We start from the raw sequence: 15,823 nt of genomic DNA on the forward strand, positions 1-15,823 counted from the left end.
GCTTGTGGGGATCATCCGACCATCCTTTCCGGTCCCTGCTGGGCGGAGTCATCCGGCTTCGACTCCTGTTGGGCGCGCGCCCGCTCCTGTGCCCTTTCACGTGCGCGTATGGACTTGCGTGTTACGCGCGGCGGGCCGGTTTGTTGGCCGGTGGCATCGGAGGGCGCTGGCGGGGCGGCCTTGGTGGCGGGCGAGGCCGCCCGCATGGGCGCGGCCGCCGCACCGTTGGGAGGCGTGCTCGGGCCGGGCACGGATGCCTGCGGCCGCGTGGCGGGCTGAGTTCGTGCGGATGCCTGCGGCGTCGGCGGCGTCGCAGTGGGAGGGGGCGGGGCGGAGGCCGACGGCGGAACTGTGGGCGGCAACGGTATCGGGGCCGTGCGGTTGACCGGGTGCGCCCGTAGGGGAGCGGGTTGCGGCGTCGGCACTTGGCGGAGGAAGGGGGCCGGGCGTGAGGGGCGGGCGGCGGGAGGATCCGGAACCGCACGCGTCACCGGGTGGGGCGAGTGCTGGTCCCGCTCTGCGGACGGGTGGGCAACCGAGGGCGACGTGCTCGCGGCGGGGGGTGAATCCGGCGTCGGCGCGGGAACGGCACTGACCGCCTTGGGGGGCTCGGCCTGCCAGACCTCGGTGCCCCTTTCGTGCGGTGCATGGGAGCCGGGCTCTGTGGCGGCCTGTGTGGGCGCGCCAGGGGCATTGGCGGAGAAGGCCGTGGCGGCTGGAATCTGGCTGGAAGGAGCCTGGGCAGCGTGGGCCTGGCTGGAGGGGGCCTGCGTGGGCGGTACCTGGCTGGAGGGGGCCTGTGTGGGCGCGCCGGGGGCATTGGCGGCGAAGGCCGTGGCGGCTGGAATCTGGCTGGAAGGAGCCTGGGCAGCGTGGGCCTGGCTGGAAGGGGCCTGCGTGGGCGGTACCTGGCTGGAAGGGGCCTGGGCAGCGTGGGCCTGGCTGGAGGGGGCCTGTGTGGGCGCGCCAGGGGCATTGGCGGCTGGGTGCGGCTGCCGCGGAAACTCGATTGTGGCGTTGTGAATCGGCGGGACGGTCTGCACCGGAGGCTCGGGCGCGGCCTGCGGCTCGGCTGCCACCCGTGGTGCGGACTCGGGGGTGGCTATCTGCCAGTGGGCGGCCAGCTCGTCGAGTTCGTCCAGCGTCACCTGCGACGGATTCGGGCCATGTTTGATGTCGAGCACCACAGCGCCGTGCGCCGCACCCAAATACATCAGTGCTAGTAGGCAACGCGGAGTTCCGGTGGGAAGTCCGGCGTCGGCATCAACCGTGAGCAGACCCAGCAGCAAGCCGCCGACGCCCCTGCCGTAAAGGCAGTGGGCGGTGAACTGGGCGATCAGGACGCCGAATGCGGCCAGCACCAGAACCAGTCTGACAAGAGCCGGACTCGGCAGCAGCAGTCCGGTGACAAGGGGCAGTAGTACGGCTGAGATGTCGATGGCGATGCTGGCGCCGACCAGCTGACGCGATGCTGCGCGGCAACCGGCAGGGAGCGGTCGGCTCGCGTATTGCGGGGTCAAGGCATGCCTCCTTCGCCTCGGGGTAGTGGCCGGGTCACTGCGTTTAGCGACCCGGCCGCGGTATCGTTTGCGTCACGAGTATGGCACAAGGAGTGGGGGTGTTGGCATGTGCGATTGCCTATGCTCCTGGTCGGAGGCTCGGCGCGGGCATTGGAGGCTGTGTGCGGGCCGCTGCCACGCCAGCGAGGAGCGCCAGGCGAGGGGCGCCAGGCGAGGGGCGCCAGGCGAGGGGCGCCAGCGAGGAGCGTCAGCGCAGAATGCCGAGCGCGTCCAGGCGCGCCTCGATGTCATCCAGCTGCGCCTCGGTGTCGGCCTCCACCGTATGCGCGTGCCAGCCGTTGGTCAGGTCCGACAGGGTGGAGGACTCGGTCATGCGTTCCATGAAGAGCTCGAGCTCGGTGTGGTTGTGTATGAGTAGATCCACGGTGATCTGACCGTAGAGTCGATGCTCGATGATCGTGTCCAGCGCCGTGCCGCCGGCGTCGATGATCGCGGCGATCTCGGTGGCGACCTGTTCGCGTCCGTGCTGGACGTGGAAGACGCGACGCGGACGCGAGCTCGGGCGGGCCAGCACATAACCGCGATTGGTGGCGCGAATGGCGTGGCCGGCCGCGCGCAGCAGAGCCACGTCGCCGACCACGATTTGCCGGGAGACGCCGAGTTGCTCACCCAGCAGCGCCGCGGCTAAGGGTGCGGTCGCCTCCTCAAGGCGGGCCAGGATCGTCTGCCGGCGCTCGCTTGCGTCCATGTCGCGTCGTCCTCTCGGTTATCCGCGGTCGGCCGATGTGAGTCGTCTCATGGAACGTAGCACGGCTGCCTGAGGAGTCGGGAGGGCGCAGGGTCGGCGCTCGGACTCAGGACGGCGCGACACGCCGGTGAGACGTGATTCGAGCGGCATTTTGTATGACTTCATCCCCAGCCTGGGGACGGGTGCGGATGCGGATGGGTGCGGTCCCTGTGGAGGAGGGGGCGATTAAGTGCCCGGAATTCGTGTCGGACCCCTGCGGGAGCATGGGGGGCACCGATCCGGGGAGCTCGGGGCGCGATCGACCCTGGCCCGCCCGGAGAGGTCGGCGCAGGGGGTCTGTGCCGAGTCCACAGGCGCGTCCACAGCGGTCGGCGCACAGTCCACAGCTTCGGAGGGCGCTATGCACAAGGACACGCCAGCCACATCATCTTGGGGTAGTGGCGCACCTCCACCCCTAGGGGTAGTGTCTTGAGCAGCAGGGGGCGCTTGCCCTCCCGAGAACTACATGCGTGTGATTACACCCGGGTGAGCCGCTGTTCGCGGTGTTGGTGCCGGGGCGCGCGCACTACAACATCCATCCACTCTCACTGCCAGGAAGTGACCGACATGGCGATCACCGTCTACTCCAAGCCCAACTGCGTCCAGTGCTCCGCGACCTACCGCGCCCTGGATAAGGCCGGCCTATCCTATGAGACGGTTGACATCACCCTCGACGCCGAGGCCCTGGAGCAGGTCCGCTCCCTGGGCTACGCGCAGGCTCCCGTGGTCATGGCCGGCGGCGAGCACTGGTCCGGCTTCCGCCCGGACAAGATCAAGGCCCTCGCCGTCGTCGCCGCTGAGGCCGCCGTCATCTGAGCGGGGGACGGCGTTCGTGAGCGACCGCCCCCTTCTGGTCTACTTCTCCTCCACCTCGGAGAACACTCACCGCTTCGTTGGGCGTCTCGGCTACCCCAGTGTGCGCATACCGCTGCGCCCGGGGGATGAGCCGCTGAGCGTCCACGAGGAGTACATACTCGTTGTTCCGACCTATGGGGGTGGCGCCATCAAGGGGGCGGTGCCCAGGCAGGTCATCAAATTCCTCAACGACCCCCACAACCGATCGCTGTGCCGCGGCGTGATCGCCTCGGGCAACACCAACTTCGGCGAGGCCTACGGCATCGCCGGTGACATCATCGCCAGCAAGCTGAACGTGCCCTTCCTCTACCGGTACGAGCTGCTGGGCACACCCACCGACGTCGAACGCGTCAAAGAAGGATTGGACAAGTTTTGGCAGACACGCTGACGGATACGACGAGCTTCCCGCTCGCGGCGGCGCCGGAGTCGCGGGCGGCCGCGTCGTCGGTACCGGACCTCGACTACCACGCCCTGAACGCCAAGCTGAACCTGTACGACGCGAACGGCATGATCCAGTTCGACGCCGACCGGGAGGCCACGCGCCAGTACTTCCTCCAGCACGTCAATGACAACACCGTCACCTTCCCCTCCCTGGAGGACAAGCTGGAGTACCTGGTGCGAGAGGGCTACTACGAGCAGCAGGTGCTGGACCGCTACCGCCCCGAGTTCGTCAAGTCCGCCTTCAAGGCCGCCTACGCCTACGACTACCGTTTCGAGACCTTCCTGGGCGCCTTCAAGTACTACACCTCCTACACGCTCAAGACCTTCGACGGCAAGCGCTACCTGGAGCGTTTCGAGGACCGCGTCACCATGGTCGCCCTGGCTCTGGGCGACGGCGATGAGTCGCTGGCGCTGGACCTGATCGGTGAGATGATGTCGGGCCGCTTCCAGCCGGCCACCCCCACCTTCCTCAATGAGGGCAAGGCCCAGCGCGGCGAGCCCGTCTCCTGCTTCCTGGTGCGTATCGAGGACAACATGGAGTCGATCTCCCGCGGCATCAACTCCGCCCTGCAGCTGTCCAAGCGGGGCGGCGGTGTCGCCCTGCTGCTGAGCAACCTGCGGGAGATGGGTGCCCCCATCAAGCGCATCGAGAACCAGTCCAGCGGCGTGATCCCGGTGATGAAGCTGCTGGAGGACTCCTTCTCCTACGCCAACCAGCTGGGCGCACGGCAGGGTGCCGGCGCCGTCTATCTGCACGCCCACCACCCGGATATCCTGCGATTCCTGGACACCAAGCGGGAGAACGCGGATGAGAAGATCCGCATCAAGACCCTCTCGCTCGGCGTCGTCATCCCGGACATCACCTTCGAGCTGGCCCGCGCGAACGAGGACATGTACCTGTTCAGCCCCTACGACGTCGAGCGCGTCTACGGGCTGCCCTTCGCGGACATCAACGTCACCGAGAAGTACCGCGAGCTGGTGGCCGACGAGCGCATCCGCAAGGACAAGATCAACGCTCGCCAGTTCTTCCAGACACTGGCCGAGATCCAGTTCGAGTCCGGCTACCCCTACGTCATGTTCGAGGACACGGTCAACCGCGCCAACCCGATCAAGGGCAAGGTGGTCATGTCCAACCTGTGCTCGGAGATCCTGCAGGTGTCCGAGCCGAGCGTGCTCAATGAGGACCTGTCCTACGCCCACGTCGGCAAGGACATCTCCTGCAACCTGGGCTCCTTGAACATCGCCAAGACCATGGAGTCCCCGGACTTCGCCCGCACCATCCGCACCGCCGTGCGCGGGCTGACCGCGGTCTCCGACCAGACGGAGCTGGAGTCGGTGCCGTCGATCAACCGCGGCAACCGCGAGTCCCACGCGATCGGCCTGGGCCAGATGAACCTGCACGGGTTCCTTGCGCGTGAGGGAATCCACTACGGGTCCGAGGAGGGGCTGGACTTCACCAACGTCTACTTCGCCTCCGTGCTGTTCGCGGCGTTGACCGCATCGCACGAGCTGGCCGTGGAGCGCGGGGAGACCTTCGTCGGCTTTGAGGACTCCAAGTACGCCTCTGGGGAGTTCTTCGACAAGTACCTGACCCAGGACTTCGTTCCGGTTACCGAGCGGGTCCGGGAGGTCTTCGCAGCATCGTCGGTGCACGTGCCCACGCGCGCGGACTGGGCGGAGCTGGCGGGCAAGATCAAGCGCGACGGCATCTACAACCGCAACCTCCAGGCGGTGCCGCCCACCGGGTCGATCTCCTACATCAACCACTCCACCTCCTCGATCCACCCGATCGTCGCCAAGATCGAGATCCGCAAGGAGGGCAAGATCGGGCGCGTCTACTACCCGGCGCCCTACATGACCAACGACAACCTCGAGTTCTACGAGGACGCCTATGAGATCGGCCCCGAGAAGATCATCGACACCTACGCCGCCGCCACCCAGCACGTGGACCAGGGGCTGAGTCTGACGCTGTTCTTCCCGGACACTGCTACCACCCGCGACGTCAACCGCGCGCAGATCTACGCCTGGCGCAAGGGCATCAAGTCGCTGTACTACATCCGCCTGCGCCAGGCGGCGCTGACCGGCACCGAGGTGGAGGGCTGCGTTTCCTGCATGCTGTAAGGCTGTGCCCGAATGAGGCGTTGAGTTGAGGCGCTCCGGTGGTGGCGATTCGGACGTGAAGGCGGCCATCGGGCGAATCCGGTACGCGAAACCCGGCTCGCCCACCGTCCGGAAGGCTGCCGGGTCCACTTCGCAGGCCTGCTGCCCTGAGCGGTGAGCAGCTTCTTATGTTGCCAGCGCCAACGGCGCGACGGGGCTTCGGCACTACAGTGCTACGGCGTTGCGGCGTTGCGGCGTTACGGCGCCAGTTTCCGGGCAAGGTGGTGTGTGGCGCTCGACGAAACCTAGGCGGAGGCTGCCCGTGCCGGATGCAGCCACGCGTTACTCGGTCGAACGCATATGGGCCAGGGGGGAAGTTGTCCGGGAGCAGGCGTTGAGGCTTCTACCGGTTTGGGATGTGCGGGTTGGGATGGTGTCTGGGATGTGTGGCTGTTGCGGTTCGGTCGGCAGCCCCGCACAGGGTTCTATTTGGACCGCCTAGCTGCGCTTGGACCGCGCCAGACGCACTCCCGGACAGTTCAACCCAAAGTAGGAGTGCGGTCCAACCGCAGGTTCGTGATCCAAGTAGGAGCGCGGGAGTGCGGGACAGGTGCGGCGCCGGTCCCGGCTGGCCTCGCCGCGGCCAGTCAGCGCGCCGGGCGCCGGGCGGAGCCGAGAGTCCCGGGTGGACGTAAACCGGCTGTGCTGGTCGCCGTCGAATACGGCAACGCCTTGGAGAGTTCCGGGCGGACGCGAACCAGATCCCCGGGGTGTTGGATTCCGGGGGCGACCGCGGGTGCGTGGGGGCGTGGCCATCAGTGGCGTGGCGGAGCGGCGGCGATGCGGGGCGACCGCGGGTGCGCGGGGGCCTGTACTCCCACGTGACGGCATCAGGCGGGGTGGGCGGGGCGACCGCGGGTGCGCGGGGGCCTGGCCACCCACGCAGCTGACCGTTGGTGCTCGTTGCCGTGCGTGGCGGCCCGAACCCACGGCGGAGCGCCCGGGCGTACACCACCGACAGTCAACAGCCCCCAACCCAACAGGCCGGCAGCGCGCAGCACTGCCGGCACCCTCAAACTGGAAGAGCCGTGTTGGGGCCGGGGCCGGTGGGTTTACTACTCCGGTTGGGGCTCTACTACTCCGGTTCGGGCTCTACTACGCCACTTAGGTGTTTGTTGAAGTCCTCTGGACCGTTCAGCAGAGTCCTAAGTGGCGTACTCAACGGTGAAGTGGCGTAGTAGAGGTCCCGGCGGGGTAGGTGGGTGTTCGCGTTGGTGCTTGCCAGGGGCGTTGGTGGTCGGTGGTGCTGGTTGGGTGCAGTTCAGTGTCCGGGTGGTCGGTGGTGTTGGCTGGGGGGAGGCTGGTGGTGTCCGGGAGTGTGGTTTGCGGTGCTGGTGTGGTGTGTGTGGCTGGTGGGGTGTTGGTGGGGTGTGGCGGTGAGGTTGCGATTTGGTCTACGGTACAAAGTTTGGTGCGTTTTGACCCCGACTTTTCCGCATGACTTCGTTGAAAGTTGGTGGCTGGAGGGGTCATGGGGGATGTCGGTGGCGCTTGGCTTGTTTTCAACGAAAGGTGGTAGTTTTGAGGTGGTGTTAGCCGGTCTCGTGGGGTGCTTGCGGGGTCGGTGGCGATCTGGCCTCTGGAAGTGGCGGTATGACGCGGTTTCCAGAGGCAGGGGTCAGGAAGCACCTCGCACCTCCAGGTGCATTGAGACAGCAGCGTCAGTGCTGGCCACCGAAAAACGGAGCGGTCAGGAAGCACCTCGCACCTCCAGGTGCATTGAGACCGACCACTCCAGGTGGGTGGATCCATCATACGGGTTGTCAGGAAGCACCTCGCACCTCCAGGTGCATTGAGACCCTTCTACCCGTCGCTCTACCCACCCGGTCTTGCCGTCAGGAAGCACCTCGCACCTCCAGGTGCATTGAGACGCTGGGGGGCGCCCGTTGAGCTGGAAGACCAGGGCGTCAGGAAGCACCTTGCACCTCCAGGTGCATTGAGACCGGCACGCATCTGCCGCGTTTTGCGTCTCGAAGACAAGTCAGGAAGCACCTCGCATCCCCGCTGGCTGGTTAGGCGGTGGGTGTCGGCTGGTCCCGACTCCGCGTCGCTGCCGCGAGGTTCTCCGGCGGCCGATCTCGACGCCAGAGTCCGGCGATGAGATGTGCTGCTCGCGTGCTGACGACTAGCGAGTGACGGCTCGGTGCCTCGCGTTGGGCGGCGGGCCGGGCCGGAGCTTCGGGGCGCACGCAATGGCCATCAGGGCAAACCCACCCAATTCCCGGTTTCCCTTGGAAGTACGCGGAACCCGCTTCTGGGGCAGAATCCGGTGGTATCGCTCCAGCGTGCAGCGGGGTCCGCGATGCACGCTGGAGCACTGTCATGACACTCCGATCGGCGGTGAGATCCGCGTAATCACGCGGATTCCTCCACGGCGCTCGCTCCTGAAGCGTGCAGACCCATCGCGCACACCCGCGCAACACCACCCAGCAGGCGTTCCGGCCACGCCAACCACCGACACCAGCACCCGCACCACACTCCCAGACCGGAAGAGCCCGAAAGGGTGCATGGGGGCCCGACCTGCGCAATACGAAACACGACCTTGGGGTGCGTTTTACGACCCCGGGGTGGTCGTCAAACGCACCCCAAGGTCGTAAAACGTCACGAAGGTCGTTGAAGATCCCGCCACGGTCGTGCGGCACACAGCGTGCAACGGCCAACCGGGGACCCTGACCCTGCCGGTGGGCGCATACCCTTGACCCATGCGAGCCCAACGCATCACCGACACCATCGCCTACCACGCCGAAGGCCCCTGCTGGTGGGAGGCCACCGGGCGGCTCCGCTTCGTTGACATGCTTGCCGGCGCCGTCGTCGAACTGGACGATGCCGCCGACGGCGGACACCGCCGCCTGCCCGTCGGCTCCCCGGTTGCCTCCGTGATCCGCCCCCGCGCCGGCGGCGGTGCGATCGTCGCCACCGAACACGGGATCTCCCTGTGTCGCCGCGAGGACCTGAGTGACCTCGCCCCCGCGGCGACGCTTTTCGCGGACCCGTCCGTGCGCACCAACGAGGGCGGCTGCGACCCGGGCGGCCGCTTCTGGATCGGCACCATGCCGTATGCCAAGACCCCCGGCGACGCCACCATGTACCGGTGGGACGGCCCCGGCACGGAGCCGCTGACCGCCTGGGGCGGCGCCACCATCTGCAACGGCCTCGGCTTCTCCCCCGACTCCCGCACCGCCTACTGGACGGACACGCCCACCGGCACCGTCGTAGTCATGGACTACCGGCCCGACGACGCCGACCGCGGCGGCCTGACCGATCCGCGCCCCTTCGTGTCAATCGACCCCGCCGCCGGCCATCCGGACGGGCTGTGCGTGGACGCCGACGGCGGGGTGTGGGTGGCTCTGAACGGCGGGGCGGCCGTGCACCGCTACGGACCCGACGGCGGCCTGGACGCCGTCGTCGAGCTGCCGGTGCGGCAGGTTACCGCCTGCACCTTCGGCGGCTACGACTACACAACCCTGTTCATCACCACCTCCCGTGAGGACCTGCCCGCCGACGTCGAGCCCGCCGCCGGCTCCATCTTCGCCGTGGAGCCGGGTGTGCGCGGGTTGGCGCCCCTGCCCTTCGCCCAATAAGTACAGAGCCGCCTCCGGGCATCGGGGTATGGATATCCCGTGCCCGGAGACGGCTGTGGCTCATGCCCGCCTCATCGCGGCCTAGCGGTGGAAGCGCTCCTTCAGCCGGGAGATGCGCTCCTCCCAGGCCTCCTTGCGCTCCTGACGCCGTTCCTGGCGCATGACCCGGGTGGCCTCGCGGTGCGCCGCCTCCGTGGCGGCCTGCGCCGCCTCAAGCTCGGCCAGCACCTCATCGGCGGGACGCCGCACCACCACGCCGTCCAGCGGGGCGACCAACCCGTCCAGCACCTCCTCGGCATATTCACGGGTCTCGGCGAAGATCGCCGTCGTGCCCGCGGGCAGGCGCGAACTGAACTCGCCGATGGCCGTCTCGGCGCGGTTGATGCGTCCCACATCAACGAATCCCCCGGCCAGAGCGCCAGCGCCCCAGCCCAGCAGCATCCCCAACGGCCCGCCCAGAATGCCGATGACCATGCCGATCAGGCCGCCGGAGAAGGCGCCGTCGCCGATGCGGGAATCGGCGCCCTCGGCCAGATGCAGATGGCCGTCCGGCTCCCGTTCGGCGATGATGGCGGCCGGAACGGAAATCCTGTCCGCCTGCGCCGCCTGTCGGATGTCACTGAGTGCCTCGTAAGCCTTGCTGGATTCCGCGAAGGTCACGACGACGAAGTTGTGCATGGTCATGATGCTGACTCCTGCCTCATTAGTCGGTTGACGGCCCGTAAGGGCTGGTGACAAGGAAAGTAAACATCTCCTGCTAGGGGGTTGTTAGAGGAATGGGGTGACTTCGGGCATTCTAGTAGTATTTTCTTGGCAATGCCCCGGGCGGCTATGAGCATTCGTGCAGATTTTGGTCAGTGCATGGCAAGAATCGCGGGGCGGACGCGTGCGCACGACTTCATGGAGCGTCCGAGTGTTCGTCCAGGAGACGGCGAGTCGCACCCTTGACAATGCCCGCGTGGACCCGCTGCTGCGCAACTGCCTGCTCGTGTTGACATTCATTCTGATAGGCGCCTGCTTCTCGGCCTCCGAGATGGCGCTGGTGTCACTGCGCCCAACCCAGGTGGATGAGCTGGCCCGACGTGGTGGCGCCGGAGAGGTGGTCAAGAATCTGACAGCGGATTCCAATCAGTTCCTGTCCGCGGTCCAGGTGGGCGTGACAATAGCCGGCTTCTTCTCTGCCTCATTCGGGGCCGCCCAGATCACCCCTGCACTGGTGCCCGTGTTGACGGCCGCGGGGATGGGCGACGCGGCGGCCTTAGCGGTCGCGTTCATAGGGGTCACGCTGCTGATCTCCTACCTGTCGGTGGTGGTGGGGGAGCTGGTGCCCAAGCGCATCGCCATGCAGTCGGCCCGCACTGTCGCGCTGCTGGCTGCGCGCCCGCTCGCAGCCATCACTGCGGCGTTGCGACCGGTGATCTGGCTTCTGGGAGCCTCCACCAACGGCGTGCTGCGCCTGCTGGGCAAGGACCCCGCGGCGCGGATCGAATCGGTGGGACTGGGGGAGCTGCGCACCCTGATACAGGCGCAGGAGGCCCTGGGCGCGGAGGAGCGGCGGATGGTGGTGGACCTGCTCTCGGTGGGGGAGCGCACGGTGGCGGAGGTGATGACGCCCCGCACCGAGGTGGAGTTTGTTGCCGCCGAGCTCTCGTTGGCCGCTGCCCGTAAGGCGCTGTCGGGCCTGGAGCACTCCCGCTACCCGGTGCGCCGGGGGCGGGATGATGACGACGTCGTCGGCTACGTGCACCTGCGAGACCTGCTCGCACCCGCCGACGACGCCCGCACGGTTGGGGAAATCGCCCGCAGCATTCTGCTGCTTCCGGCTACCGTGCCGGTGGTGTCAGCGTTGACGCAGATGCGCGCGGGTCACGCGCATATCGCCCTGGTGGTGGATGAGTACGGAGGCACCGACGGGATCGTCACCTTGGAGGACGTCGTCGAGGAGTTCACCGGGCAGATCGCCGACGAGTACGACCGGGAGGAGCCGGCTGTCGTACGCCGCGGCGACGTCGTCGTGATCGACGGCTTAACCGCCCGCGCGGAGGTGGCCAGGGCTTTGGGGCATGAACTGCCCGCCGGACCCTACGACACCCTGGGCGGCTTCGTCATGGCCGAGCTGGGGCGGATGCCGCGGGCGGGCGACGTCGTCTCCTGGGAGCGCCTGCGCCTGAAGGTGATCGCCATGGACGGCCGCCGGGTGGGCAAGGTGGAGGTCGCCTCACCCGACCCGTCGGCGGGCCGTCACCCCGGGGGCAGGGGTCAGGACGCGTGCTGACCGGATGTGCGGACGTTCAGCCTCCAAACCGTGCAGGACAGCGCCGTCGCGAAGGCGGTCCAGGCCGCGTACGGCGCCAGGGCCGCACCGCGGGCCTGGCTCACCTTGAAGACACGGCGGGTCAGATCGGCCGAGCTGGCGGCGAGCGTCCCCGCCCAGGCGGCGGCAAGCATCGGCTGCTTGGCCTGGAAGAAGGCCCAGCTCCAGCCGCCATTGAGGGCCAGGTTCGCCACGGTCGCCGCCAGGAACCGGTTCGCCTCCTTGTTGCTGCCCGTGAGATCGCCGGCCTGCCACAGGTCGGCCAGGGTGAGGCCGGTGGTCAGGGCGATGTCCGTGTACAGCGTGGTCCAGGCGATCGGAAACACCTCATTGGGAGGATTCCACTCCGGCTTCTTGAGGCTCTCGTAGTATTCGCCTCCGGGGTCGGAGGCGGCGGTTCCCGCCGCTGCCGTGACCGCCACCAGGGCGGATGTGGTCAGCAGTGCCTTCAGCTTCAGATGTGCCATTGGAATGCTCTCCGTAGGTTTCGCGTACCCGCTTTTCGAGTACTGCTTTATGGAGGCTATTGAGCCGAGGTGGACAGGACCCCGGCGTGGGCGAACAGGTGCGTGGATAGGTGCCAGGCAGTCGCGGAGGACCGCCTGGAGCCAGGCTGATGCATCTGAGCTTAAGCGCGGCGGCTGACGAATCCGCGCCGGGCCGGTCAGGGCCGGGCGGCGTGTAGCTGCCAGACCTCGTCGCAGCGGTGCGCGCAGGCGGCCACCAGGTGGGCATTGGGCATATCTACGGTGCGCACCCAGTGAGCGGCGTCGGCGGCGCTGCGGCCGAAGTCCTGGTGCCGGGCCACCAGTCGCCGCACCAGTTCGTCCTCGGGCACGTCAATCAACACGAGCAGGTCGATGCGGGCGCGCACGTCCTCCCAGTCGCCCCGGTCCAGGGCCAGGTAGTTGCCCTCGGTGACCACCACGCCCGGCCCGTGCACGAGTGTTCCCGCCGCCACCGGCTCGTGCAGATCACGGCGGTATACGGGCGCCAGCACGTCCGGGCACTGGGCGGAGCGCACGCGGTCAAGCACGGAGAGGTAGCCGGCAACGTCGAAGGTGTCCGGGGCGCCCTTGCGGCCGTGCCGACCGAGCTGATCCAGTACGGCGTTGGACATGTGGAATCCGTCCATCGGAACGATTCCGGCCAGCAGGCCGCGACGCCCCAGATGTGTTTGCAGGGCCGCTGCGAGGGTGGACTTGCCCGACCCGGGCGCGCCGGTTAGCCCGACGATGACGCGGCTGCCACCGTGGGCACCGGCGCCTTCTTCGACGTCGTGGGCGCGGCCGGGTCGGCCGGCCTTGGCGGTGTTCGGGGCATCGCCCAGGCGCTGCTCCAGGCGGACCATCAGATCCGACAGCAGCACCTCGGCGGATCCGGTGCGGATCATCGGAGAAGCGGACACGGAACAATTATGGCTGATTGCCGCCCTCCCCGCCGAGACCGGCAGCAGTGACACATCGAGACCGGCACTAATGACGTGTCGAGACCGGCGGATATGGCGGCGGGCACGTCCGCGCGTCGTTGGCACGCGTCGCGGCGGTGGGTCTCTTGGCCGGCTCAAGCCGGGGATCGGACGCCGGCGCGGACCGGTGGCTGTGTGGTTGGCTTGGCCCGCTCGTGAGCCGGCGTAGCATCGTCATCATATGGTTACCCGTGATAGGGGAGGAGCGTGTTGGCAGTGGCATCGGCGGCCGGCGGCAGTGGCGAGTACTTTGATGTGCGGTCCGGAGTGGATGGTGCTGGCGCAGGCGGTGCGGGGCAGGCCGAGCCTGTCGTATCCACTGCGCCTATCGTGGCGGTCGACTCTAGGTTTGACGATGAGGCTTTGGCGGTGGCGTTGTTTCGGCGGCGGGTGTTGCGGACGCTGGCGGGCTGTCTTTTGGTCGTGGCGCTTACGGTGGTTGGTGTCGGTGGTTGGCTGTGGTGGACCAGACCGTTAACTCGGGAGGTGTCGCTGCCGGACGGCATCGCTGTTGAGGGCGGAATCTACGCCCAGATCGACGGCGGGGCTATTGAGCCGATTGAGACGAAGGATGGTAAACTTCGCGCAGCCCGTTTGCGCTCGGAGAAACACGAATGGGTAGGTGGAGTGCGGTGGATACGTACTGATGGAAGTGAAGAGGTCGTTGAGCTTCGCCTGGGGGAGACCGCGCATATTGATGGCCTTGGAAATGTTACGCTTTTGGCGGTTAATCCCAGGCCCCTTATCCCCGATGACAAGACCGGCGGCTGGATCTACAAGGTGTACATCGTCCTCGACCCCGGGGTTGAGGAGATCGTCCGATAATACCGAGAGTGTCGGGCGGGGATAGGGGCTCTCTCTTCCAATGCCTGTGCAGGCGAACTACTTCTCAAGGTCGTCGTCAGTGACGCGAATGATGCCGTCGTTTGTCGGTCATCTCCGCGACGATCGACAGACCAGTCTTAACCGCCCGCTTGATCTGGATCGACTCCTGTTCGGTGTACTCATGGTCCTCACGCGCGGCGCCCACCAGGACGCTGAGGGGATGCCTGTACCGATGCCAATACATGCCAAGGCCCGGACAGAGCGCACTGTTGCCGGCCCGCAAGTCGGCGTAGGATCGTCAACCGGGTTACCCGTGATTGACGAGGAGCGTGTTGGCAGTGGCATCGGCGACCGGTGGCAACGGTGAGTACTCCTATGCTCGGTCCGAAATGGCTCCCATTGGACCGAAGGGCGAAGGTGAACCTGCTGGGTGTTGCGTCGTGAGCCCGGCGGATGGAACCGGCCAGGTGGCCCCGCCGGGGCGACGGATCATGCGGCGCGTTCTGATGGGCTGCCTCGTAGTAGCGCTACTTGCTGCGGGAAGTGCCGGCGGCTGGCTGTGGTGGACCAGACCAGCAACCCGCTCGGTACCGCTGCCTAACGAGCTTGCCACTAAGAACGGAAGCTACGCACAGGTTCACGTGAGTATCGAACCGGTAGAGACCACAGCAGGCAGGTTGCAAGTGGGACCATTGCGCTCGGAGAGGCATGAATGGATCGGCACGCTGCTGTGGCGTAACAATGACGGTGTCCAAGAGCCTACTGAACTACGACTAGGAGAGACCACCCACATCGACGGACTGGGAACAGTCACTTTGCTCGCCGTTAACCCAGAACCACTCATCCCCAACTATAACGACGGCGGATGGACCTACAAGGTGTATATCGTACTCGACCCCGGGGTGGAGGAGATCAACCGATAAAACCGAGAGCGGTGGATGGACTTAGGGTATTTTCCCACTAATATCCGCATGCTGGAAGTATTTCTCAAAGTCTTTTCGGGTGATGCGGATAATGCCGTCGTCTGTCGGTCATCTCCGCGACGACCGACAGGCCAGTCTAACCGTCCGCTCGATCTAGACCGACTCCTGTTCGGCGTACTCATGGTCCTCACGCACGGCGCCCACCAGGACGCGGAGGACCTATGCCAATACATGCCAAGGCCCAGACAGAGCGCACTGTTACCGGCCCGCGAGCCGGCGTATGATTGTCACCGTCTGGTTACCCGTGATGGGCGAGGAGCGTGTTGGCAGTGGCATCGGCGACCGGTGGCAGTGGCGAGTACTTCGATGCGCGGCCCGAAGTGGATAGTGCCGGGGCGGACAGTGCGGGGCAGACCGAGCCTGTCGTATCTACCGCGCCTACCGTGGCGGTCGACTCTACGTTTGACGATGAGGCTTTGGCGGTGGCGTTGTTCCGGCGGCGCGTGTTGCGGACGCTGGCGGGCTGCTTGGTAGTGGCGCTGTTGGCGGCGGTCGGTGTTGGTGGCTGGCTGTGGTGGACCAGACCACCGATACGGGAGGTGCCGCTGCCCGACGGCATCGCCGTTGAGGGCGGAATCTACGCACAAATTCACGGTAGCATTCCGCCAGTCGAGACCGAAGACGGCAAGTTGCAGAGCAGCAGGATGCGTTCGGAGAACCATGAGTGGATCGGTGCACTGAAGTGGGTGAGAAGAGACAGAACCGAAGAGATCATTGAACTACACCTGGGGGAGACGGCACACATCGACGGCCTTGGAACAGTGACATTGCTGGGCGTCAACCCCAGGCCATTAATACCAGACACTCAGAGCACCGGAGGATGGACTTACAAAGTTTACATCATACTCGACCCTGGGATCGAAAGAATCGTCTATTGACAGCGTAGACG

General features: G+C 66.6%; 13 protein-coding genes and 1 CRISPR repeat array. Of the genes, 8 read left to right on the plus strand and 5 right to left on the minus strand.

All coding sequences use genetic code 11. The features are described from left to right. Positions 1-11: 11 nt before the first annotated feature. Both CWT10_RS00790 and CWT10_RS00795 read right to left on the minus strand, forming a co-directional pair. Positions 12-1,520, minus strand: coding sequence for a hypothetical protein (locus CWT10_RS00790; protein ID WP_103062516.1), 1,509 nt, complete (start codon positions 1,518-1,520; stop codon positions 12-14). A gap of 247 nt (positions 1,521-1,767) precedes the next feature. After that, the gene (locus CWT10_RS00795; protein ID WP_103062515.1) at positions 1,768-2,268 is read right to left on the minus strand and encodes a transcription repressor NadR; all 501 of its coding nucleotides are present in this window, start codon (positions 2,266-2,268) and stop codon (positions 1,768-1,770) included. Between the two features lie 606 nt (positions 2,269-2,874). Between CWT10_RS00795 and nrdH the strand changes: the two genes are divergently transcribed. From nrdH to CWT10_RS00815, 4 genes are all read left to right on the plus strand, one after another. Then, positions 2,875-3,123: a glutaredoxin-like protein NrdH gene (nrdH, locus tag CWT10_RS00800; RefSeq protein WP_103062514.1), complete on the plus strand. Its 249-nt coding sequence runs from the start codon at positions 2,875-2,877 to the stop codon at positions 3,121-3,123. Between the two features lie 16 nt (positions 3,124-3,139). Continuing rightward, entirely contained in the window at positions 3,140-3,550 is a 411-nt protein-coding gene (nrdI, locus tag CWT10_RS00805) for a class Ib ribonucleoside-diphosphate reductase assembly flavoprotein NrdI (RefSeq protein ID WP_103062513.1), read from the plus strand. After that, on the plus strand, positions 3,535-5,724 hold the full coding sequence (gene nrdE, locus CWT10_RS00810) for a class 1b ribonucleoside-diphosphate reductase subunit alpha (protein WP_168190743.1): 2,190 nt from the start codon (positions 3,535-3,537) through the stop codon (positions 5,722-5,724). Before nrdI ends, nrdE begins: the two co-directional genes overlap by 16 nt. A 1,656-nt stretch (positions 5,725-7,380) precedes the next feature. Next, a CRISPR array of direct repeats spans positions 7,381-7,706; the repeat unit is 37 nt; unit sequence GTCAGGAAGCACCTCGCACCTCCAGGTGCATTGAGAC. A 759-nt stretch (positions 7,707-8,465) separates the two neighbouring features. Further along, a complete protein-coding gene (locus tag CWT10_RS00815; RefSeq protein WP_103062502.1) occupies positions 8,466-9,344 on the plus strand; it encodes an SMP-30/gluconolactonase/LRE family protein in 879 nt (292 codons plus the stop codon). Between the two features lie 81 nt (positions 9,345-9,425). Here CWT10_RS00815 and CWT10_RS00820 read toward each other — a convergent pair whose 3' ends face one another. After that, positions 9,426-10,028: a DUF1269 domain-containing protein gene (locus CWT10_RS00820; RefSeq protein WP_103062503.1), complete on the minus strand. Its 603-nt coding sequence runs from the start codon at positions 10,026-10,028 to the stop codon at positions 9,426-9,428. A 202-nt stretch (positions 10,029-10,230) separates the two neighbouring features. Here CWT10_RS00820 and CWT10_RS00825 point away from each other — a divergent pair, with 202 nt between their 5' ends. Further along, complete coding sequence (locus tag CWT10_RS00825; RefSeq protein WP_233188068.1) at positions 10,231-11,619, plus strand: hemolysin family protein; 1,389 nt, start codon at positions 10,231-10,233, stop codon at positions 11,617-11,619. Here the strand turns inward: CWT10_RS00825 and CWT10_RS00830 are convergent. Then, positions 11,604-12,125: a TspO/MBR family protein gene (locus tag CWT10_RS00830; protein ID WP_199176322.1), complete on the minus strand. Its 522-nt coding sequence runs from the start codon at positions 12,123-12,125 to the stop codon at positions 11,604-11,606. The genes CWT10_RS00825 and CWT10_RS00830 overlap by 16 nt on opposite strands. A 197-nt stretch (positions 12,126-12,322) precedes the next feature. After that, positions 12,323-13,066, minus strand: coding sequence for a nucleoside/nucleotide kinase family protein (locus CWT10_RS00835; protein WP_416171698.1), 744 nt, complete (start codon positions 13,064-13,066; stop codon positions 12,323-12,325). Positions 13,067-13,342: 276 nt separating this feature from the next. Here CWT10_RS00835 and CWT10_RS00840 point away from each other — a divergent pair, with 276 nt between their 5' ends. From CWT10_RS00840 to CWT10_RS00850, 3 genes are all read left to right on the plus strand, one after another. Beyond that, positions 13,343-13,951, plus strand: coding sequence for a hypothetical protein (locus CWT10_RS00840; protein ID WP_103062504.1), 609 nt, complete (start codon positions 13,343-13,345; stop codon positions 13,949-13,951). 491 nt (positions 13,952-14,442) lie between these two features. Further along, the gene (locus CWT10_RS00845) at positions 14,443-14,874 is read left to right on the plus strand and encodes a hypothetical protein (protein WP_128683190.1); all 432 of its coding nucleotides are present in this window, start codon (positions 14,443-14,445) and stop codon (positions 14,872-14,874) included. Positions 14,875-15,203: 329 nt separating this feature from the next. Further along, the gene (locus CWT10_RS00850; protein WP_103062506.1) at positions 15,204-15,812 is read left to right on the plus strand and encodes a hypothetical protein; all 609 of its coding nucleotides are present in this window, start codon (positions 15,204-15,206) and stop codon (positions 15,810-15,812) included. Positions 15,813-15,823: the final 11 nt, after the last annotated feature.

Origin of the sequence: Actinomyces qiguomingii (assembly GCF_004102025.1) — a bacterium.
Lineage (GTDB): Bacteria > Actinomycetota > Actinomycetes > Actinomycetales > Actinomycetaceae > Actinomyces > Actinomyces qiguomingii.

Excerpts from the sequence above, each read along its gene's own strand:
- CWT10_RS00845 (WP_128683190.1), top strand. The coding sequence starts at position 14,443 with ATGCGGCGCGTTCTGATGGGCTGCCTCGTAGTAGCGCTACTTGCTGCG.
- CWT10_RS00815 (WP_103062502.1), top strand. The coding sequence starts at position 8,466 with ATGCGAGCCCAACGCATCACCGACACCATCGCCTACCACGCCGAAGGC.
- CWT10_RS00795 (WP_103062515.1), bottom strand. The coding sequence starts at position 2,268 with ATGGACGCAAGCGAGCGCCGGCAGACGATCCTGGCCCGCCTTGAGGAG.
- CWT10_RS00820 (WP_103062503.1), bottom strand. The coding sequence starts at position 10,028 with ATGACCATGCACAACTTCGTCGTCGTGACCTTCGCGGAATCCAGCAAG.
- CWT10_RS00830 (WP_199176322.1), bottom strand. The coding sequence starts at position 12,125 with ATGGCACATCTGAAGCTGAAGGCACTGCTGACCACATCCGCCCTGGTG.
- nrdH (WP_103062514.1), top strand. The coding sequence starts at position 2,875 with ATGGCGATCACCGTCTACTCCAAGCCCAACTGCGTCCAGTGCTCCGCG.